This window comes from Leptotrichia hofstadii (assembly GCF_007990525.1).
GTDB classification, from domain to species: domain Bacteria; phylum Fusobacteriota; class Fusobacteriia; order Fusobacteriales; family Leptotrichiaceae; genus Leptotrichia; species Leptotrichia hofstadii.
Window position 1 is genome coordinate 1439625 of sequence record NZ_AP019823.1, and the last position, 19741, is coordinate 1459365.

At 27.8% G+C, this 19741-nt stretch carries 22 protein-coding genes; 5 read left to right on the top strand and 17 right to left on the bottom strand.

Annotated features, from left to right (window positions below):
• Positions 1-41: 41 nt before the first annotated feature.
• Positions 42-536, bottom strand: coding sequence for a hypothetical protein (locus FVE77_RS06815; RefSeq protein ID WP_026746225.1), 495 nt, complete (start codon positions 534-536; stop codon positions 42-44).
• Positions 537-1170: 634 nt separating this feature from the next.
• Here FVE77_RS06815 and FVE77_RS06820 point away from each other — a divergent pair.
• The gene (locus FVE77_RS06820; RefSeq protein WP_026746224.1) at positions 1171-2805 is read left to right on the top strand and encodes a malolactic enzyme; all 1635 of its coding nucleotides are present in this window, start codon (positions 1171-1173) and stop codon (positions 2803-2805) included.
• Here the strand turns inward: FVE77_RS06820 and FVE77_RS12995 are convergent.
• Positions 2802-2933 (bottom strand): hypothetical protein, encoded by a 132-nt coding sequence (locus tag FVE77_RS12995; RefSeq protein ID WP_269472255.1) that lies wholly within the window; start codon positions 2931-2933, stop codon positions 2802-2804. The two genes, FVE77_RS06820 and FVE77_RS12995, sit on opposite strands and share 4 nt — an antisense overlap.
• Between FVE77_RS12995 and FVE77_RS06825 the strand changes: the two genes are divergently transcribed.
• Positions 2869-3066 carry a metal ABC transporter permease gene (locus tag FVE77_RS06825; RefSeq protein WP_232052981.1) on the top strand — a complete coding sequence of 66 codons (198 nt, stop codon included), beginning with the start codon at positions 2869-2871 and terminating at the stop codon, positions 3064-3066. The two genes, FVE77_RS12995 and FVE77_RS06825, sit on opposite strands and share 65 nt — an antisense overlap.
• 431 nt (positions 3067-3497) lie before the next feature.
• Here the strand turns inward: FVE77_RS06825 and FVE77_RS06830 are convergent, their stop codons facing one another.
• The 11 genes from FVE77_RS06830 to FVE77_RS06880 all read right to left on the bottom strand — a co-directional run bounded on the left by FVE77_RS06830 (position 3498) and on the right by FVE77_RS06880 (position 14453).
• On the bottom strand, positions 3498-4229 hold the full coding sequence (locus FVE77_RS06830; RefSeq protein ID WP_026746223.1) for a YaaA family protein: 732 nt from the start codon (positions 4227-4229) through the stop codon (positions 3498-3500).
• A 3-nt stretch (positions 4230-4232) separates the two neighbouring features.
• Positions 4233-5237, bottom strand: coding sequence for a class 1b ribonucleoside-diphosphate reductase subunit beta (gene nrdF, locus FVE77_RS06835; RefSeq protein WP_026746222.1), 1005 nt, complete (start codon positions 5235-5237; stop codon positions 4233-4235).
• 78 nt (positions 5238-5315) lie between these two features.
• Positions 5316-5612, bottom strand: coding sequence for a type II toxin-antitoxin system YafQ family toxin (locus FVE77_RS06840; protein ID WP_026746221.1), 297 nt, complete (start codon positions 5610-5612; stop codon positions 5316-5318).
• Complete coding sequence (locus FVE77_RS06845) at positions 5602-5892, bottom strand: type II toxin-antitoxin system RelB/DinJ family antitoxin (RefSeq protein ID WP_026746220.1); 291 nt, start codon at positions 5890-5892, stop codon at positions 5602-5604. Before FVE77_RS06845 ends, FVE77_RS06840 begins: the two co-directional genes overlap by 11 nt.
• A 75-nt stretch (positions 5893-5967) precedes the next feature.
• A complete protein-coding gene (locus tag FVE77_RS06850) occupies positions 5968-6912 on the bottom strand; it encodes an Abi family protein (RefSeq protein ID WP_026746219.1) in 945 nt (314 codons plus the stop codon).
• A 332-nt stretch (positions 6913-7244) separates the two neighbouring features.
• On the bottom strand, positions 7245-9071 hold the full coding sequence (locus tag FVE77_RS06855) for a hypothetical protein (protein WP_026746218.1): 1827 nt from the start codon (positions 9069-9071) through the stop codon (positions 7245-7247).
• Positions 9059-11158: a class 1b ribonucleoside-diphosphate reductase subunit alpha gene (gene nrdE / locus FVE77_RS06860; RefSeq protein WP_026746217.1), complete on the bottom strand. Its 2100-nt coding sequence runs from the start codon at positions 11156-11158 to the stop codon at positions 9059-9061. The genes FVE77_RS06855 and nrdE overlap by 13 nt, the downstream gene beginning before the upstream one ends.
• Positions 11159-11179: 21 nt before the next feature.
• A complete protein-coding gene (locus FVE77_RS06865) occupies positions 11180-12751 on the bottom strand; it encodes an SIR2 family protein (RefSeq protein ID WP_026746216.1) in 1572 nt (523 codons plus the stop codon).
• The gene (nrdI, locus tag FVE77_RS06870) at positions 12748-13131 is read right to left on the bottom strand and encodes a class Ib ribonucleoside-diphosphate reductase assembly flavoprotein NrdI (RefSeq protein ID WP_026746215.1); all 384 of its coding nucleotides are present in this window, start codon (positions 13129-13131) and stop codon (positions 12748-12750) included. The genes FVE77_RS06865 and nrdI overlap by 4 nt, the downstream gene beginning before the upstream one ends.
• Positions 13132-13475: 344 nt before the next feature.
• Entirely contained in the window at positions 13476-13715 is a 240-nt protein-coding gene (locus tag FVE77_RS06875) for a thioredoxin domain-containing protein (protein ID WP_006804246.1), read from the bottom strand.
• Positions 13716-14255: 540 nt separating this feature from the next.
• On the bottom strand, positions 14256-14453 hold the full coding sequence (locus tag FVE77_RS06880; protein ID WP_026746214.1) for a hypothetical protein: 198 nt from the start codon (positions 14451-14453) through the stop codon (positions 14256-14258).
• A 288-nt stretch (positions 14454-14741) separates the two neighbouring features.
• On the opposite strand from FVE77_RS06880, the gene FVE77_RS06885 reads away from it, so the two are divergent.
• From FVE77_RS06885 to FVE77_RS06895, 3 genes are read left to right on the top strand one after another with little or no spacing between them, the layout of a single operon-like run.
• A complete protein-coding gene (locus tag FVE77_RS06885; RefSeq protein WP_026746213.1) occupies positions 14742-15413 on the top strand; it encodes an ATP-binding cassette domain-containing protein in 672 nt (223 codons plus the stop codon).
• A complete protein-coding gene (locus FVE77_RS06890; RefSeq protein WP_026746212.1) occupies positions 15410-16066 on the top strand; it encodes a methionine ABC transporter permease in 657 nt (218 codons plus the stop codon). The genes FVE77_RS06885 and FVE77_RS06890 overlap by 4 nt, the downstream gene beginning before the upstream one ends.
• Positions 16066-16860 (top strand): MetQ/NlpA family ABC transporter substrate-binding protein, encoded by a 795-nt coding sequence (locus FVE77_RS06895; protein WP_026746211.1) that lies wholly within the window; start codon positions 16066-16068, stop codon positions 16858-16860. Before FVE77_RS06890 ends, FVE77_RS06895 begins: the two co-directional genes overlap by 1 nt.
• A gap of 166 nt (positions 16861-17026) precedes the next feature.
• On the opposite strand, the gene FVE77_RS06900 is transcribed toward FVE77_RS06895, so the two are convergent.
• The 4 genes from FVE77_RS06900 to FVE77_RS06915 all read right to left on the bottom strand — a co-directional run bounded on the left by FVE77_RS06900 (position 17027) and on the right by FVE77_RS06915 (position 19642).
• Positions 17027-17857: a hypothetical protein gene (locus tag FVE77_RS06900; protein WP_172966414.1), complete on the bottom strand. Its 831-nt coding sequence runs from the start codon at positions 17855-17857 to the stop codon at positions 17027-17029.
• A 30-nt stretch (positions 17858-17887) separates the two neighbouring features.
• Entirely contained in the window at positions 17888-18244 is a 357-nt protein-coding gene (locus tag FVE77_RS06905) for a cupin domain-containing protein (protein WP_026746209.1), read from the bottom strand.
• 39 nt (positions 18245-18283) lie between these two features.
• Positions 18284-18952, bottom strand: a complete 669-nt coding sequence (locus FVE77_RS06910) for a DUF1003 domain-containing protein (protein WP_081690313.1) — start codon at positions 18950-18952, stop codon at positions 18284-18286.
• Positions 18953-19174: 222 nt separating this feature from the next.
• Entirely contained in the window at positions 19175-19642 is a 468-nt protein-coding gene (locus FVE77_RS06915) for a hypothetical protein (RefSeq protein ID WP_026746207.1), read from the bottom strand.
• Positions 19643-19741: the final 99 nt, after the last annotated feature.

Sequence of the window (19741 nt, forward strand, 5' to 3'; positions counted from 1 at the left end):
TATTGAACTGCTCTCTACTTTTTAATTTATATTTTAAGATTTTAATTTACGGCTACTCTTTGTAGAACTTCGATTAGATTTAAGTTTTTATCAAGTATAACTACTGTATTGTGTTTTTTATCAAATCCGAAATACAATCTTGCGTGTTTTTTTCCATCCAAGGCTACGTAATTATTTACATAATATACACCTTTTTTCCCTGCTGAATAAATTTTATATGATCCGTATACTGTACTGTCATCATCAATATCGTCATAGATTTTTTCTTGTATTTCTCCACCTGTTTTTTTACCAATTTCATAGCCTTGGACTAATTCATCTATTTTCCCTTTATTATCCTCCATTATAAAAAATGAATATCTTTCAGGATATTTGTTGTTATCAAAACTTCCATCCATCCAGTAATAACCGTTAGGAGTTGCTCCTTCCAACACCTCCTTCAATGAAATTTCCAATGTTTTATTTGAAGGTGTAAATTTTTCTGCAAATACAGACATTCCTATTGCCAACATTGATACTAGAATTAATTTTTTCATAACTTTCCACTCTCCTGCTCTAATTCTGATTTACAAATTGATTCTATCATACGAACCTTAAAATAAACTGAAAAGAATACTTTAAAAAATAAAATTTAATATACACTCAAACCTATTTAAAATGAAACTGCTAAAATTATATAAATTGAGAATAGCTTTTGAGTTCGCTTTTAAAGAATTTTTACTATAATATAATTCAGAATATATTAACAGCGGAATGTGTTTATAAAACAGAATTTTGTTCTAGTATTTATTTAGCAAATATACTGTTAAGTTTATACCAAACTAAAAATCATACTAGATTTAAATAAAAAATAAACTAAAGGGTAAATGTAATCTCAAAGACACAAAATTATAGATTTCGGGCATTTAACAAAAATTCTTAAGACATATTCAATGCAATTTTTATAATATTTTTTTCATTAATATTCTATCCTTACTAATATTTTAATACATAATTGTCATGATTTTTTTATTTGTTACAATATATTCTTAACATTATTTTACAACAGACAAGAAAAATAATTTAAATAACAGGATAAACAAATTGATTTCCGAATATTTCAGTGTTATACTTGGATTATCTGATTATTACAAAAAATAAATTTGAAATATTATTTAGAGGTGATTATTTATGAAATTAGGTTATGAAATTTTAAACAATCCATTCCTTAACAAAGGTACAGCTTTTACAAAAAAGGAAAGAGAAGAATATGGATTATTAGGACTTTTACCACCGTATATTCAAACTATAGATGAACAGGCAAAACAGGCTTATGGACAATTTCTGAAAAAAAACAAGTTAATTGAAAAAAGACATTTCTTAATGGAAATTTTTAATACAAACAGAACATTATTTTATTATTTATTTAGCAAACACGTAGTTGAATTTATGCCAATTGTTTACGATCCTGTAATTGCAGAAAGCATAGAAAATTACAGTGAATTATTTGTAAATCCTCAAAATGCGGCTTATTTGTCAGTAAAAGAACCAGAAAACATAGAAACTATTTTAAAAAATGCTGCTGACAACAGAAAAATCCGTTTAATTGTGGTTACTGATGCAGAAGGAATCCTTGGAATTGGTGACTGGGGAACTAACGGAGTTGACATTTCAGTTGGAAAACTGATGGTTTACACTGCCGCCGCTGGAATTGATCCCGCTACTGTCCTGCCAGTTGTAATTGATGCTGGAACAAATAGAAAAGAGCTGCTGGAAAACGACTTGTATCTAGGAAATAGATTTGAGAGAGTTCGAGGAGATGCATATTATAATTTTATAGACAAATTTGTAAAAACAGCTGAAAAACTTTTCCCAAATTTATATCTTCACTGGGAAGACTTTGGAAGATTAAATGCGGCAAATATTTTAAATAAATATAAAAATGAAATCGCAACTTTTAACGATGATATACAAGGAACTGGAATTATCACTTTAGCCGGAATCTTAGGAGCATTAAAAATTTCAGGTGAAAAGCTTACTGACCAGATTTATATGTGTTTTGGAGCAGGAACTGCGGGAGCTGGAATTGCCAGAAGAATTTTCAATGAAATGGTAGAGCAGGGGCTTTCTAAAGAAGAAGCAAAAAAACGGTTTTATCTAGTTGACAGACAAGGCTTATTATTTGAAGACACGGAAGGACTAACTCCAGAACAAATTCCTTTCGCAAGAAAACGGAGTGAATTCACAAATGCAAATGAATTAACTACTTTGGAAGCCGCTGTAAAATCCGTGAGACCAACTATACTTGTCGGAACTTCCACAGTGCCAAATACTTTCACAAAAGAAATAGTTCAAGAAATGGCAAAACACACTGCAAGACCAATAATTTTTCCACTTAGCAACCCAACAAAACTAGCAGAAGCCAGTGCAAAAGATCTTATTGAATGGACAAACGGAAAAGCTCTCGTTGCAACAGGTATCCCATCAGATCCAATAGAACTCAACGGAATTACGTACGAAATTGGGCAAGCAAATAATGCTTTAATCTATCCTGGGCTGGGACTTGGAATTATCGCAACAAAATCAAAAATTGTAAACGACAAAATAATCTCAGCGGCCGCACATTCACTAGGTGGTATAATTGACACAACAAAACCTGGAGCCGCCGTACTTCCTCCAGTATCAAAACTGACAGAATTTTCTGAAACAGTGGCACTGGCAGTCGGACAAAGCGTACTAGACCAAAAATTAAATACAGAATCTTTAAACAATTTAAAAGAAGCAATAAAAAATACAAAATGGATTCCTGAATACAAGGATTTTTAATTAATTTTTCCAATTTTTATAGGAAGCATCCCAATAATCTCAATCCTGACAATCCCACAGGCAATCGCGGTCTCACTCGCAAGAAAATACTCAGCAATCATAATTCTATCCATAATTTTCTCATTCATCGGAATACTCTCTGGACTATATTTTTCCTACACACCGAATATTCCATCAGGCCCTTCAATTATTGTGCTACTTACAGTTTTGTTAGCGTTAGTTAAGGTTGGGGGATTTGTGAAAGGAAAATTTTTGAATTAATTTTTATACATTCCCCATTAAAACAATGGAGTTTTTATAATTCCGTTTAACAAGGAGTCAAGACCTCTTGTCAGAAAGTAAATAGGAAATCATTTCTTTTTTCAAATGGGGTTTAGTATTATTATAAACAACGATAAATAAAAATAGAGAGTATATATCTAAAACTCTCTGTTTTTTTAATTATTTAATTATTAAAAATGCAAATATAATTATAATCTACCAGATTTTCAGTTTCTGTCTTATATGGTGTTCGTTCCGAAAGTTTTAATAAAAATTTTCTTTTTTACTCAGATATTTTTTTATCTCTTATCACAGTTTTATCTTTTGAAAATCCTAAAATCCCCAATAATAAAAAAATCAAGATTAATTTATTCATATACTCCCTTCATAACTTTATAAAACAATACTTTCTATTTTACAACCACCTATTGTTACTTTTTCACATAAACAAATTTTCTCTCATCCGACATATCCTCATCAAAAACATACCCATCCAAAGTAATATTTCTCAATTTTTTCACATCACTAATCTTATTTTTCACAATATAATTTAGAGTAAAACCTCTCATTTTCTTCGAGTTTGTACTCACTTGCTTTAATTTCCCATTTGAATTTTCCCAAAACTCAAAATCAATCAATTTATCAGGGTTTATAAGTTTAGAATATTCTTTTGAGGCAAGATTTAAAATAATGTCTTCGTGTTCAAAATATTCATTCACGCTAGTTTTCCAAACCTCATAAAGCGATTTACTTTCAAAAATCGAGTTTGTCATATCAAGACGATACTCCTTCACATTTGTATAAGGGGTCAAAATCCCATACAAAGCAGACAAGATAACCAAATGCGATTCCAAATATTCAAAATCACTTTTATCAAGTGTTTCAATCTTTATAGCCTTATACGCAACACCAGTATAACTTACCAAAGCATTTCCGCTTTTCTCTTTTTCATAATTTTTATAAAATTCCAATAACTTTTGTGCCTTTTCATTTTTCAATTTAAACTTTTTCTCAATTTTCTCTACAGAAAAGGTTTTTATTCTTTCAATAATTTCATTTATTATTTCTAGATAAAAAGGCTCTTTTTCAGTCAAAGAGCCACTATCTTTTATTGGAAAATTGTTAATTTTTTTAGTTTTGCTTGGCGATATTATAATTTTCATAAACTAAATCTCCAAATCTAATTCATCATTATTAAATTTAAAATCATCATCATGCAAATGCACCACTTCCAGTGCTTTTTCATAATTCGTAGATTTTTTCGAGAAGAAATCGTGCTGTGTTGTTTCCACATTCAACCCATTTAACACAATTGGATTTACATTCTTCACTTCAAATTCTTCTTCAAATCCTAGATTCATCAAGGCTTTGTTCGCATTATAACGGATGTATTCCTTCACATCGCCTGTAAGCCCCAAATCACCGTAAATTTCATCAGTATATCTTGTTTCATTTTCATATAAATCGTACATCAATTTTTTCAGTTCAGCTCTCATATCAGCTTTTTCCTCTTCGCTGAAAGAATTGTATAATTCCTGGAACAATAGTCCAACAAAAACTCCGTGAATCGATTCATCAGCTATGATTTTCTTGATTATGTCGCAACTTGCAACCATTTCTCCCTGTCCTGCAAGCCAAAGCGGTAAAAAGAATCCGCTGTAAAATAAATATGTTTCCAAATAAACCGAAGCTGCGAGAGCCATTGCAATATCTCTTTTTGAAGCCTCAGGATTATTCATTTTCTGATAATATATGTCAATTTTATTGGCTTTATACTGCAAATGTGGATTTTCCTGAACCCATCTGAATGTTTCATTAATCTCCCTTGTAGACGCAACCGTTGTAAATATTGTTGAATAAGACTTTGCGTGAATCGTTTCCATCATACACATATATGAAAGCACCGAACGATTTTGCAATGACTCAATATGATCAATAATCTTCGGCATCCCCGTATGGCTCTGCAACGTATCCAACAGCGTTAATCCTCCCAGTACATGCAAATACGCCAATTTCATCGCAGGCTCAAGTGAATTCCAACTATCAATATCCTTCGACGGAATATACTCCGTATCAATCCAAAACTGCTTCAAATTCTGCTCCCAAAACATCTCCACATAATCATTTTCCGGTGTGTTCCAGTTTACTGCTTCGTATATTTTTTTCTCCATTTTTTTGTTTTCCTTTCTTGATAAAATTGTTTTATCAATTTATGTTATCTCAATCAACTCCCACATTTTATATAAAATTTAGAATAGTTCACTATGACTACCTGATGCTAATAAAATCAATATTAATTTATCTTCAACTATCTCGTAGATTAATAACCAATCTGAAGTTATATTACATTCTCTTGCCCCGTCATAATTATTGACTAATTTATGATCCTTGTTTTTAGGAGGAAGTTTTTCTCCTTTTGCTAATATTGAGATTATACTTTCTAATAATTTTAAATCTTTTTTCTGTTTTTTTAGATTTTTTAAATGTTTTTTAAATTTCCCAGTAAGAATAATAGAATATTTATACTCTTCTTTTTTACCCTTCATAATCTTCTCCCAAGACATCTTTAAACATATCTTCTGGACTACTGTACGATTTATAATTTGAAGGATTTTTCTTAATTTGTTTAGCTTCTTCAAATGCTTGAGCCAATTCTGAATTTTCAGGTAAAGAATTTATATAAAATGGTATGCCTTTTTCTCTTATAGCTTGTTTCAAAAATATATTAATTGCTGTACTAAGACTTAATCCTAAATCTTTAAATAATTCCTGTGCTTCTTTTTTAGTTTTCTCATCTATCTTTATACTTGTATTAACTGTTGCCATAAAATATCACTTCCTTTTATATTTATTATACATACAAAGTATATCTTTTGTCAATCAATTAGTTTATAGTAATGTCTATTTATGCCAATCTTTTGGAAAATCCATTTTATATAAAATATCATTTATATCTATAATATCTTTTAGTTTAAATTCAAGTAAACTTAATAATTCTCGTAACTTTTTTGTTAGACTTTCATATTCTTCTTTTGATAAAAATAATTTAAGTCCCTCGTATATCGTAAATAATTTTTGTTTCTTATTATTTGTTATCCCCATAATATTATTTATATTTACAATATTTTTTGATGAAAAATCGTACATTCTTTCATTATGTGCTGCTATGTTTCTAAATAATGAACTTGCACGTAAAAAAGTTTTTATAAAATTATTATTTAATTTAGGTAAATTTGTGTACTCATTTTTATACAAATTTCTAAAATGACTTATTATTTTATTTTGTACTCTATTTTCCAAAATCAAATAAAATCTGCTCATTTCTCCAAATGTAAAAAAATTAATTACTATCCAAAATGGTATATTATCTTTTGTTGTACTATAATGCTTTATTATACTATTGCTTTTGTTATTTCTTAAAAAATTTAGTTTTTTTACTAAATGTGAAATAAGATGTGTATTTTCATTTCTAATTCCAACATAATAATTATCAAGTTCCAAATAACTTTCTTTATTTGTATAGCATTCCGAATAATAATATGCAATTGCCGTTTTAAAAACTCTTTCCAATTGTGTCAAAACATCAAAAAACAACATTCTCAAACTTTTATCAAAATCATACAATGCTTTCAAATGATTAAAATGAACTCCCGATTTATAAATATCATTTCCGTTTAAATCTTTCCCTTTTAAAAAAGGTTCTTTATAAAAATTTATAATAGAATAATAATTATACCTCATTAAATAATAAATTGTTTCATCATCAGTTTTTACCCGTAATTTACCTCCGTTTTCTCCATTTAAAATCTCAACTTGTTCCTTAAAAGTTTTAAATGGCTTATCCATTCCCTTTCCCCCTTTTATCTCAAAAATGCAAAAAAGCCCTATCAAAATTGAAAGAGCTTTTTCTACAGTCTACAACAACGCACAGTTAAGTGGGTTATTCTTGTAGTACGATCACTAAAATTATTATACTCTATATTTTGATATTTGTCAAATGTAAAAAACTTTCATTTTGCCAAGTAAATTTGGCAACTCTTTTAATAACTTAATTTCAAATCATCACCTGATTAAGCCCAACCACTATTTTCCAATATGTTGTTTTTTATACTTGCAAATCGTTTCTTGTATTTTTTATATTCGCTTTCTATAAATAACACCTACATTCTTTAATTTTTTTAATAATAAGATTTTTTACATTTATCACTATCAATAAAAGTAACTATTCCACCTTTTGAATTAAATTCAACATTTAATTTACAATTTTTAGTTAAATTATATCTTCCTTCTTTAAGAGTTACTTTTCTTAAAGTATTTGGTTCTAATTTATAGAACTCCTCCTTATCCGAGTATAAATCTATACTTATTTCTCTGTCTGATAGATTAGTTAAAATATAATCATACTCTTTAGGGAAAGATTTAAATTGACTTTGCTGATTAACAACACCACAACTTTTTAAATCAATTATTCCAATTTCTGAATCAGAATTAATAGTAAATTGACATTTAGTACCATCATTTTTTTCTATGCTATGTTCACCTGCTTTTAATGTTATTTTTTTTGAAGAATATGATTCTAATATGTAATTGTAATCTGCTGTTGTATCTAATTTTATTTTCATTTCTTTATCAGTTGAATTATTTAAAGTATATTTTTTTAAACCTTTGTCTAATACATCATTCTGTCTTATTCCATCTTTATTAATCCATATTACAACTAATGATATTATTGAAGCAAATAATATAATTAAAAAAAAACATATTTTAGGATTCTTCTTTTTATTTTCTACTAAATATTTTAATTTATATTTTGTAATAAACTCTTCTTCATTTATAAAAATCCATTTATTTTCTTCTTTTTTTAGAATAGAAAAAAAATCAAATGAATATACATCTCCAAGTTTAATATTGATATTATTTTCAAAAATTTTTTTTAATTTTAATTTTGCAGGAAAAACTAAAAAAGATTCATCATTATCATTTTTATCTTCATGTAAATTAAAGTAATCAAATTCTAAATTAAAAACTATACCACTAGTGTTTTCATTTAATTCATTTTGATTTATGCTTAATAAATTTGATATTTTTTGTTTCTCTTCATTAAATAAATATTGTGAAATACTATCATATGTATAATTTGTAGCGGAAATTTTCATTAAATTATCTATCATCAATTCAGAAATTTTTTTTTCAACCATTAAATAATTTTCAATTTCAATTAATTCTTCAAATTGTACACGAATAAAATCTTTTAAAAAATGTTCTTTTAACCAAATTAATATTTTCAAAATAAAATATCCTAAAAAATAAATTAATATTATAAAAGGTATTAAATCAATCCATTCAGATTTTTCATTTGTTTTAATATATTGACTGACTAAAATAGATAATACCGATGTAATCAAAGATATATTAATATTAATCTTTTTATCAATTGATTTTCTCTTATCTTCTAATTCTTTTAATAAATTATCTATATTTTTCGATTCTATTATAAAATTTTTATCAATATGCTCTTTATATAAATTGTTAATTCTGTTATTAATTTGAACTCTATCATCAAAAAAATCTACAATATCATTTTTTCCAAGTTTTAATTTTGACTTTAAATATTTAGAGTAATACCAGTATACCCAAAGTAATGATAAATTGGTTGTAACTAATACAATACTAATCCATGTTTTAAAAAAATCTATATTATTAAATAAATAGTTTTTTATCTTTGGTGTAAGAAATAACTCTAATTTAGAAAAATCTGTATTATTAAATAAATAATTCATTAATTTTAATATTTTTTTTAGCATAGGAAATAACTCCCATTCAAAATAATCTATATTATTGAATAAGAAATATATTATTCCTGTTAAAATAATTGGAACTATTAAAATAATTATAATAAATATTCTAGGAAATTTTTGTTTAAAGAAATAATTAGAATTGTGTTTCAATTTTTCTTCTATTAAAGTCTCAATATGAAAGATTTTTGATTTATTTACACCGAACATGAAATACACTCCTCAATCGTAGCCTTTCTTGTTCTTGTATAATAAAGCGACTTCAATCCCAGCCTATGTGCATAAATATAAAGTCTAGCCAAATCTCTAGTGCTGTCCGTACTCTTTGTATACAAAATAGTCGAAATACCTTGATCTACGTGTCTTTGAATTACAGAAATCAGTTTCAAGATATTTTTTTGATCCATATCGTATGCTGACTTATAGAAGAAGTAGTTGTCGTTTGTCAGGTACGGCATTGGGTAGAAAGTTGTGCTGTCTCCGTATTCTCTCACTTCGATTGTGTCAACTACTGGCATTACTGAGGCTGTGGAGTTCATTATGTAGGATGTTGACTGGTTTGGTGCGATTGCCATTCGGTAGGCGTTGTAGACTCCGTGTTTCATTACTTTCTCTTTTAGGTTTGCCCAGTCTTCTTTTGTTGGGATGTAGATTCCTTCAAATAGCTGTTTTATTTTTTCTGTTTGAGGCATGTATTCTTTTGTAATATATTTGTCAAAATAGTTTCCGTTGGCGTATTCAGATTTTTCAAAATCCTTGAAAGTTTCGCCTTTTTCCTTTGCAATTTCCATCGAACGTTCCAATGAATAGAAATTTACCATCATAAAGAATACATTACAGAAGTCAAGCGCTTCCTTGCTTTCATACATAATAAAGTTTTTAGCCAGGTATCCATGCAGGTTCATTGCTCCCAGCCCTACTGAGTGCAGTTCGTCGTTTGCTTTTTTTATTGACGGAACAATATCAATGTTTGTTAAGTCTGATACCATTGTAAGTGAATCAATCGCCGCTTTTGTGGCTTCTTTTACTCTCTTATTTTCCATTACAGTTGCAATATTTAATGAACCTAAATTACATGAAATTCCACGTCTTATCGTGTCTTCCTCATAATATGCATTAATATCTGAAACTTCTGATAATTGCATAATTTCAGTACACAAATTTGAGAACTTAACTGTTCCGATTTCTTTTAATGCGTGTTCCTTATTTGCATTATCTTTAAAGAATAAATAAGGGTACCCGCTTTCCTTTTGCGTTTGAGAAATTTTTACAAGAAGTTCCCTTGCATTTATTTTTTTCTTTTTAACATTTGGATTATCAACCAGTTTTTCATACATTTCATTCATATCCATCTCATCCAGATATTGTCCATATTCTAGGAATACTGTGTGTGGATTGAATGTGTAGCAAACTTCATCTTCCATTGCCAACTGCATAAACTTGTCTGGAACGATAACTCCGATTGACAATGATTTTATCCTAATTTTTTCATCTACATTTATTTTTTTACTATCCAAAAATTCATTAATATCAGAATGGAAGACATTCAAATAAACAGCTCCAGCTCCAGCTCTTTGCCCCAGCTGATTTGCATACGAAAAAATATCCTCCAAAATCTTCATAATTGGTAAAACCCCAGAAGCTCTGCCTTCAACTCCTTTTATTGACTCTCCTCTTGCCCTTACTTTAGAAAGGTTAATCGAAACTCCTCCACCAATCGAAGAAAGTTTCATTGAAGAATCAAAAACATATCCAATCCCGCTCAAATTATCTCCCATTTCATCAAGAAAACAAGAAACAAGCTCTCCAGAACGTTTTTTACCAGAATTTAAAAAAGTTGGCGTAGCAGGCTGATATTCTTGATTTATCAACATCAAAGCATACTCTTTTGCCTTTTCAACATTTCCCTGTGCCAAATAAAGCGAAACTGTCGCAATCCTATCTTCATATCTTTCCAAAAATTTCTCTCCAGTATCATCCATCAAAGCATAACTTTGATAAAACTTAGATGCACTCATAAACGAAGCAAATCTAAACTTCTTATCGTAAACCAGCTTAAATACTTCCTTTATCTCATCATGGCTATACATCTCATAAAAATCAATATAATAATCATTTTTTATCAAATATCTCATCTTTTCCTCAAGATTGTGAAAAAACACCGTATTTTTGTTCACATAATCTACAAAATACGAATAAACAGCCTCCTTATCTTTCTCCAGCTGAAAATCCTCCCCTTGTTTTACCATTATCTCGTTATTTAGGTATATCCATTTTTTTGCTCTTTTATCTACCATTTATAATTCTCCTCTATTTAATTAATTTTTATCATTTAAAAATTCTATTATTTCATCAATGTGTTTAGTTGCAGCAACTAATCCTAATTTATAAATAATTGTTTCGTAGTTAATATTGTCAGGATTTTCATTTTTTGTGTGATATTCAACTTCTCCTTCTTGTGATTTTGTACTCATATATTTTAATCCAAAACAACTATGAAATTTTTTATATCTCTCTAAATCATGTTCTAATTTATCTGTTTGAATTGTTCCATTTTCATCTTTCCAATTTTCAAACCAATCTATTACGATAACTTTTTTCTTTTCTTTATCTCTAAAATCTTCAAAAGTAGCATTTAAATGTATATCATTAAAACCACACCCTATAAATATTACACCTTCTGCTTCTGATACTATTGAAACTAATTTACTAAAAAATGTTTTAAAAGGATCGTACATAATTTGTTGTTGTTTATCATAACCAATAACTATTGATTGCCGTATAACGTATTCCCCAGCATCTCTTTTTTCTTTTAAATATGATACATTTTCATTTATTGGCTTAGACAAATCATTTGGAATAGATTTATCCCAAATAATTTTATCATTAATTATTCTATTATGAATAGAACCGTGTACGTGATATAAAAATTCCCACTTTTTTCTAAATAAAATTTCCTTTTTTAAAAATTCACCATCTTCTTTATTAAATCCAACGAAAAAATCTGAAAATATCTCATTTAATAGAGGATCATAATTTGTAGTTATTATACCTATTTCAAAATTTTCACATAAACTTTTATAAAATTTTTCTATATTTTGTCTGTTTGTTTTTCTTTGTTTTTCTTCTTGTTCGACATTTAATACATCAGTTGCAATAATTGAAGATAACCTTCTAGTTACTATCTCAGCAATTTTTTTATATAGTTCTTGAAAATCGTCACTACTATATCCCCTTAATTTATCACTATTTTTAATACTAAAAATTTCATCCATTAAGGGTGTATCATTATTATTTCGTAAATATGAACTTAATTTTAAACATACAAATGCTATTTCCTCAAAATTAGTAAAATTCTTTATTTCTTCTATATATAAACCTAATTTATGTTCTTGTTTTTGAAATAAATAATTTCTTAAAAAAGAGATACTTTGTTCAAATGAAAAATCTTCATTGGTTAAAACTCTCTGGATTTTTTCTAATTCTTTTACTAAATCATCATTTCTCAATATCAAATTTTTTAATTCCTTTAATTTGTCAATTAAATATATATTGTTTCTATATTTTAGTTTTTCAATTCTATTGTAAAATTTTTTATTGTCTTTTATTTCTTCAAGTAAAATGGGATTTTTTAATTTTTCTAATTCTTTTTCTAAATTTTTCTTGCTTTTTTCTTTAAGTTCTTTTATTACTTTATCTAATCTTTTTATTTTTTTATCACTTTTATTATTTAAAATATTCTTAATTACTAAATATAAGTCAAACAGATTTTTGTTAGAATTTTTTAATTGAAATTCTATCACTTCATTTAAACCGTTCATTAAAGGATAACCAACTTCAACTGAACCTCCTGCCCCCACAACTATCAAAATTTTTTTTTTAGATTTCACTTTGTATCATTCCTCTTTTCCAAATAATCTATATAATTTTCCACTTCTGTACTTGTTCCTGACAGCTCAAATTTCATTAATACTGGAATTCCGTATTTTTCCTGAATTTTATCAGCTGCTAGTGCGAAAAATTGTCCCCAGTTTCTGTTTCCGCTAGAACTTACTGATTTTAATAGTTTACTGTTGTTTTCATTTTGTAGAAATTCATTTGTTGTTGCTGGAATTTCTCCAATTTTTGTTGTGAATGTCAGAAAATGTCCTTCATTTTCGATTACCATAGTTGGATTTATCTTTATAAAATGCCAGTCTGGACGTTGTACTTGCATTTTTTTTATGAATCGTTCAACATTTCCTGTTTTTGAATCGTAATATATATACATCGATTTCACCTTGCTTTTTAATATTTATTCTGCCTTTTTATTACTAAATTTTGTTTTACACATACTTTTTAAAATCAAAAATCCCTAATTATCCTAATTTATTCAATTTTTATAACTTTCAAGTAAATTTAAATATGTAGCAAAACTTCTTTAAAACCTAACTCAAAAGCTATAGCTATTTTACTCAAACCTAAATTTGTATAATTTTTAGTAGTTTAATTTAAAATGGGTTCAAGTATATTTCCAAATTTTAGGTATAAAATATACTCAAAACTAGATATTTTAATAAAAATCGTTTTGAGTAGTATTAATTTATTATTTTAAATTGTATTTTAAATTGTTTATTACATCATTGAGATGATTTCATTGATTTCTTCTGGCTTAAATCCAATTGTTCTTTTTATTTCTTCGTTTTCTTCAAACAAAATTACTGTTGGAACACTTCTTACTCTGTATTTTACAGCAATTTCTGGATTATCAAATGGATTTATTCTTTCGTATTCTATACCTTTTTTATCTAACAAATCCGACACCATTGCACACGGATTACAATCATTTTTCTCAAATTTCACTATTTTTTTCATTTTTTCTATCTCCTTCTATATTATATAAAAAACACAATATATTGTGTTTTGCTTGAATTTTTTAACATATATGTAGTGTATCTTATTTTTAAAATTTTTTCAATAAGATTATATTTAATTTTTGATTAAATAGTTTTTTAAGTTGATGAATAAAGGGGTTTATTAATTATATATTTTATATATTAAAATCCAGTCATTTATTATATTTTAGAAGGATTCCGAAAAAATGATAGTTTGTATAACAGCTTTATTTTTTTGTTTTACTGATGATACAAAATTTTTAAAAGTTTATATTTGAATATTTAAATTTTATTAACAAACAATCTAAAAACATCAGCACCAATTTATAGCTTTTTTATTCTTTTATATTTAAAAATTGCATCAAATATGCAACTTACTCTCCAATAAAAGTAAATGAAGAAATGAGATTCGGAATATAAATACAATCATTAAAATAAAAAAAGACAGGAAAGCATTATTCTGAACGAGAAAATTCCTGTCCTTCATTATATTTCTCAATAACTGTATATATTCACAATATTATCGACGTATAGGTACTATAATCACATTTCCATACTCATTCTTGCAACTGGCAGTCCCATCTCCATTATCAAGACATTCTCCTATACGTAGATTTCTACGTTCTCTACTTACTTCTTTCCAGATTGCTATATCCTCTGCAGTACAACCTGCAATTGCCATAGTAAGAATAACCATTAATAAAATTTTCTTAATCATAAAACACCATTTCCTTTAAATAAATATTAAAACGCATTCCTTCTTTCTTTTATTATACAATATTCTAAATTTGAATGCAATTCAGTTTTTATTTTTATTTTGCTAAATTTAACTTGATAATACGGTTCTGCGAATCAAAACAATAAATTTTTATAATAAAGTAACAATTATGCTTAAAATTTACAAGTTCACTTTTTTTCCAAACAATATTCCCTTATTTTAAAAAATATGATATAATTTTGAAGTTATTACATTTTAAAATTAAATACAAACATAATTGGAGGTGAGATGGTAGAACTTAGAGATATTGAAAAAAATTATGCTAATTTTGATTTGAAAATAAATTTGAAGATTAACAAAGGGGAAATTTTTGGATTAATTGGGCAGTCAGGAAGTGGAAAATCAACGATTTTGAGAATTATTCAAGGAATTTTGAAGGCTGATAAAGGAGAAATTAATATTGCAAAGAATACTGAAATTGCTTATATTTTTCAGGAATTTAATCTTTTGTATAACAAAAATGTCTTTGATAATGTTGCTCTTCCGTTGATTTTAAAGAAAAAATTTTCAGCTGAAAAAGTTGAGGAAGTTTTGAAATTTGTGGGGCTGTCTGATAAGAAAAAATCGTTTATTGCTTCCCTTAGCGGCGGCGAAAGGCAGAGAGTTGCTATTGCTCGTGCGTTAGTGATAAATCCGCAATTACTGCTTTGCGATGAAGTTACAGCTTCTTTGGATAAATCTGTAAAAGATGAAATTCTTGATTTATTTGAGGAAATAAATAAAAAATATGGAACAACTATTCTAGTGGTTACTCACGAACTCGAAGTCGTTAAAAGGCTATGTAGCAGGGTGGCTATTATTGAAAAAGGTAAAATTACAGATATTTTCAATGTTAATCAGAAGGATTATGAAAAATCAAACAAAAGTTATGCCGATTATGTGAGGGAGGTTCTGAAATGACAGATACTGAATTATTAATTGCAATAAAGGACACTTTTATAATGGTTCTTATTCCTACGATATGTGCAGTATTTTTGGGAATTCCTTTAGGAGCCGTTGTATTTTTGACTGATAAAGGGGGCATCAGGGAAAATAAGTTTATAAATATTCCGTGCAATATTTACATAAATGCAGTCAGAAGTTTTCCATTTTTAATATTCGTAGTTATATTGATACCTCTCACACGGTTAATTTTTGGTACTGCTTTTGGACTGTTTCCTGCAAGTTTTCCAATTTGCTTTGTAGCTGTGGCTCTGTATGCAAGATTTACAGAACAGTCCTTTTATGATGTGAATAGCGGGATAATTGATGCGGCTTTGTCAATGAAGGCAAGTATATTTCAGATTGTGTGGCATTTTTTGCTTGTTGAAGCGAGAAGCAGCCTTGTGCTTGGCTTAACTTCGGCAATTATAAGCTTTATCTCATACTCTACTGTAATGGGAGTTGTTGGTGGAGGCGGAATTGGCGACTATGCAATGCGATATGGATACAACGAATACAACTATGCCCTTGTATATAGGGTCGTAACAATAATGATAGTCATTGTATTTTCAATACAGATTATTGGAAACAGAATATCAAAAAATTTAGATAAGAAAAGGAGAATTTACTAATGTCAAAAAAATTATTAATTTCATTAGCTGTAATATGTGTGCTAATTTTAGCATTTGTTGGAATAAATTTAAAAAAGGATAACGTTATTAGAATAGCTGCGGCAGGTTATCCAATGGATGAAATTGTGAAAATAGCGGCTGAGGATTTAAAAAAAGAAGGTTATGATGTAAAAATTACTGTGTTAACAGATTATGTTACTGCAAATGTTGGTTTAAATGCTAAAGACTTTGATGCAAACTTTCATCAGCACGAGCCATTTATGCAAGTTTTTAATAAGAAAAATAACGGAAAACTTGTAAAAGTTAAAGGAATTTATGATGTTTATGTAGGTTTTTATTCAAAAAAATACAAAAATAAGGCAGAAATTCCAAATGGGGCAAAAGTTGCTATTCCAAACGATGTGACAAATCAGGATAGAGCCTTGAGAATACTTGCAAATGAAGGTTTAATTGAATTGAAACCAAAAGATGGACTTTATAATTTGAACGATGTTATTAATACAAAGAAAAATTTCAAATTTATGGCAGTTCCTATTCCATCACTAGTGCAGGCATACCAAGAAACTGACTTGGCATTTAACTGGCCATCACATATGCTAAAAATTGGAGTTCATGTAAAAGATGCTTTATTCATCGAAAAAAATACAAATGGTAAATACGCTGTAAGCCTTGTGGCAAGAGAAGATAACAAAAATAGTAAAAAAATACAAGATTTGACAAAAGCTATGACTTCTGAAAAAGTTAAGAAGTTCATTGAAGAAAAATATACTGGACAAGGATTCCCTGTGTTTTAAGAAAATTTGGAGTTACCAAAACTGATATTCTGACAAAAAAAGCCAAAGAGATTGTTCCCTTGATTCATAGGAAACAATTCTCAATGGCTAAAATACATATCCAATTATTATAAAGCTAAAATTTTTATAAATTTAATTTTATATTTTTATAACATTTCTAGTATTTCTATTTTTTCTGAACTTCATCTAACTTCTTCATAAGGCTGTCCCATAATTTATTCCCTTCTTGTACAGCCTGCTGTGCAATTTCACTATTTTTTACATCATTTATGCCCTTTTCAATGCCTTTTAGGACATCCAGCATCTTCTCAACGTCAATTTGTTTTGAAGAATACAGTTCTTTCCCTTTTTCAAGCATTTTCGGACATTCCTTGTCAAAAGTGGCATCCCCTGTTGGATTACATTTTGCCTTTTTAAACAGAGCGTTAGATTTCTTTACATTTTCCAAGGCTTTTTCGCCATTTTTTATTCCAGAATCAGTGTCCTGCTTTTCTAAACTTTTTTTCAGCATTTCTAATAGCCCCTCTGTGTCTTTTTGGCTATCTGAAAACATCTTATCAATTCTTGCCTGCTCTTTTCTTACGTTTTCCTGTACTTGCGCATCATTCGGATTTGAAATTATATTATTCTGAATGACTGGAGTTCCTTGTTTCTGCTGATTTTGATTCTGCTGGTTCTGATCTTGATCAGTTGTAATCTGTGCCATTGTTCTTTCAGATTGCTGCTGAACCCGCATATTATCAGAATTTTCATTTTCATATAAATAAAAATTGTAAAATCCGCCACCAAGCAAAGCTATAAAAGATAAGTAAAACAATCCTTCAATTACTTTATCATTTGTCGTTTTAGCATCTTTTACTTTCCCAATCGCCTCATGTTTTCCAAGGCCCTGTTCGATATATTCCTTCATCAAATTTCTATTTTCAATCCCTTTTTTCACAAATGGTATCCCTGTCGCAATAACGACAACCAATGCAAATATTAGAAATAACAACATTACACTCACCTTCTTTTTTATTTTAAATTTTTAATTAAAAAAAATACAAATCCATATACAGCAAGGATTTTTACTTGTATAGCTTACCCTATGTCTCTCACCTCTATTGATTAATACTGTATCCCCTTTTGCCAATTGTAGTTTCTTATTATTAGTATTCCTTTGGTTTTTTATTATATTTTCATTTTTTTCAAAATTTTTATCTTTAAAATATTCTATTTCAGCTTCACCTTGAACTAAAATTACAAATTCATTCTGTTCAGATTCCTGCCAATCTGTAGTCTGTCCAGTTGAAATAATTTTTTCAATTTTTACATTTTTACTCTCAGCTAAAATCTTAACGACTTCCTCTTTTTCTGACAAACCTTCTAAATCAAAAATATTCATTTTCCTCTTTTCTTTCTAAAAAAATAATAAATTGACTACCTATGTTTCTTTTTTATTTTTTTCAAAAATATCAATAAATTTATATTCCTTTTTTTCTTTTACCGGCGGAATCTTTTTCTTTTTTTCAAGCTCTTGAACACGTTTTGCTATTTCATCCTGCTTTTCAATCAGGTCATCCAGTTTATAATGCATATCCTCTATTATAATCTCATTTTTTAAATTAACCTTGTAATCATTTTCAGATTTTTTTTCATCAATTTTCTTTTTTTTGTTCTGATTAAAAATTATAAGTGAACAAAAAATTACCATGATAAAAGACAGAACAACATTCATTATTATAAATGAATACGGATTAAACTGCCCTTTTAATATAAAAAATATATCCACTACAATCCATACCAAAATAAATATTAATATTGAAGCAGCAAATCTGGCACTTCCTGCAAAGTTTAAAGCTTTATATGAAAACTTGCTTTTTTCATCTTCTTCTTCCTTTATAACTTTAGACACTTTCTGTTCCAGCAGCATGTGGATAATTTCTTCTCTTTTTGTTTCATTATCCACTTCTTTTAACATATCCTTCAGCGTTTCTTCCTTTTCACTTTTTATTTTCTTTTTTTTATTCAATTTTAGATTTTTTTTTATAGTATCTGAAACTGTATTTTCATTTTTTATTCCATTTTTATGTCCTTCAGTATCATTTTTCAATTTCTTATTTCCCTCCTCACATGCTCTATCAGTATGATACCATTTTCAGAAAAAAAATACAAGTGCATAAATATTTTATTAATTTATAAAATAAACAAAAAAACTATAGCTATTTTCATCCATGACTCAAAAATATTGAAATGCAAAAAGCTACTTCCAAACGGAAATAGCCAAATTTATAAATTTATTCTTACAGAACTCCTTTTTATTTTATAATTATTTTTATCTTCTCAAATTACTTTCTGCTTCATTTAAAAGTGTATTTGCATCTCTTACCATCTGTTTGTCATTAAGATTCTCAGGAGTAAGGTAAGCAATTGAAATATAGCAGTCATTTGTTTTAGATTTTTTTCCTACTATATGATAAATGTATTTTCTTTCACTTGAATCATAATACTTGCTGATATAATATCTACTGTTTTCAAAATTACCTTGCAATTTTACTCCTAATTTATCTATAATTTCTCTTTCAAGAAGCCTAGAAACAGTTTTTGCGCTAATACCGTTATAAAAATATGTCACTATTACTTCTCTATTTTTCCCAAGTATTCCAAAATAAACAAGTGCCGCTTCTTCATCAAGAACGATATTATAATTTTTTCTTTCTATTTCCCTTGTATTCACAAAGCTAGGCGCTGAGAATGATAATGCTGTTAATCCTAAAAATAATCCCAATAAAATCTTTTTCATACAAATTCCTCCTAAATTATTTTTGTATTTTTATTACTTTATATATTTTACAGTAAATATTATACCATATTTTTGTAAAAAGTCAATACTATAAGAAAT

What these genes read in the sequence shown, in the direction of transcription:
- FVE77_RS06905 (WP_026746209.1), bottom strand. Translation starts at nt 18,244, where the DNA reads ATGAATATTTTTGATTTAGAAGGTTTGTCAGAAAAAGAGGAAGTCGTT.
- FVE77_RS06820 (WP_026746224.1), top strand. Translation starts at nt 1,171, where the DNA reads ATGAAATTAGGTTATGAAATTTTAAACAATCCATTCCTTAACAAAGGT.
- FVE77_RS06880 (WP_026746214.1), bottom strand. Translation starts at nt 14,453, where the DNA reads ATGATTAAGAAAATTTTATTAATGGTTATTCTTACTATGGCAATTGCA.
- FVE77_RS06890 (WP_026746212.1), top strand. Translation starts at nt 15,410, where the DNA reads ATGACAGATACTGAATTATTAATTGCAATAAAGGACACTTTTATAATG.
- FVE77_RS06845 (WP_026746220.1), bottom strand. Translation starts at nt 5,892, where the DNA reads ATGGCAACAGTTAATACAAGTATAAAGATAGATGAGAAAACTAAAAAA.
- FVE77_RS06830 (WP_026746223.1), bottom strand. Translation starts at nt 4,229, where the DNA reads ATGAAAATTATAATATCGCCAAGCAAAACTAAAAAAATTAACAATTTT.
- FVE77_RS12995 (WP_269472255.1), bottom strand. Translation starts at nt 2,933, where the DNA reads ATGAATGAGAAAATTATGGATAGAATTATGATTGCTGAGTATTTTCTT.
- nrdE (WP_026746217.1), bottom strand. Translation starts at nt 11,158, where the DNA reads ATGGTAGATAAAAGAGCAAAAAAATGGATATACCTAAATAACGAGATA.
- FVE77_RS06895 (WP_026746211.1), top strand. Translation starts at nt 16,066, where the DNA reads ATGTCAAAAAAATTATTAATTTCATTAGCTGTAATATGTGTGCTAATT.
- FVE77_RS06900 (WP_172966414.1), bottom strand. Translation starts at nt 17,857, where the DNA reads ATGTTGTTATTTCTAATATTTGCATTGGTTGTCGTTATTGCGACAGGG.
- FVE77_RS06885 (WP_026746213.1), top strand. Translation starts at nt 14,742, where the DNA reads ATGGTAGAACTTAGAGATATTGAAAAAAATTATGCTAATTTTGATTTG.
- nrdI (WP_026746215.1), bottom strand. Translation starts at nt 13,131, where the DNA reads ATGTATATATATTACGATTCAAAAACAGGAAATGTTGAACGATTCATA.
- FVE77_RS06850 (WP_026746219.1), bottom strand. Translation starts at nt 6,912, where the DNA reads ATGGATAAGCCATTTAAAACTTTTAAGGAACAAGTTGAGATTTTAAAT.
- FVE77_RS06855 (WP_026746218.1), bottom strand. Translation starts at nt 9,071, where the DNA reads ATGTTCGGTGTAAATAAATCAAAAATCTTTCATATTGAGACTTTAATA.
- FVE77_RS06815 (WP_026746225.1), bottom strand. Translation starts at nt 536, where the DNA reads ATGAAAAAATTAATTCTAGTATCAATGTTGGCAATAGGAATGTCTGTA.
- FVE77_RS06875 (WP_006804246.1), bottom strand. Translation starts at nt 13,715, where the DNA reads ATGAAAAAAATAGTGAAATTTGAGAAAAATGATTGTAATCCGTGTGCA.
- FVE77_RS06915 (WP_026746207.1), bottom strand. Translation starts at nt 19,642, where the DNA reads ATGAAAAAGATTTTATTGGGATTATTTTTAGGATTAACAGCATTATCA.
- nrdF (WP_026746222.1), bottom strand. Translation starts at nt 5,237, where the DNA reads ATGGAGAAAAAAATATACGAAGCAGTAAACTGGAACACACCGGAAAAT.
- FVE77_RS06840 (WP_026746221.1), bottom strand. Translation starts at nt 5,612, where the DNA reads ATGAAGGGTAAAAAAGAAGAGTATAAATATTCTATTATTCTTACTGGG.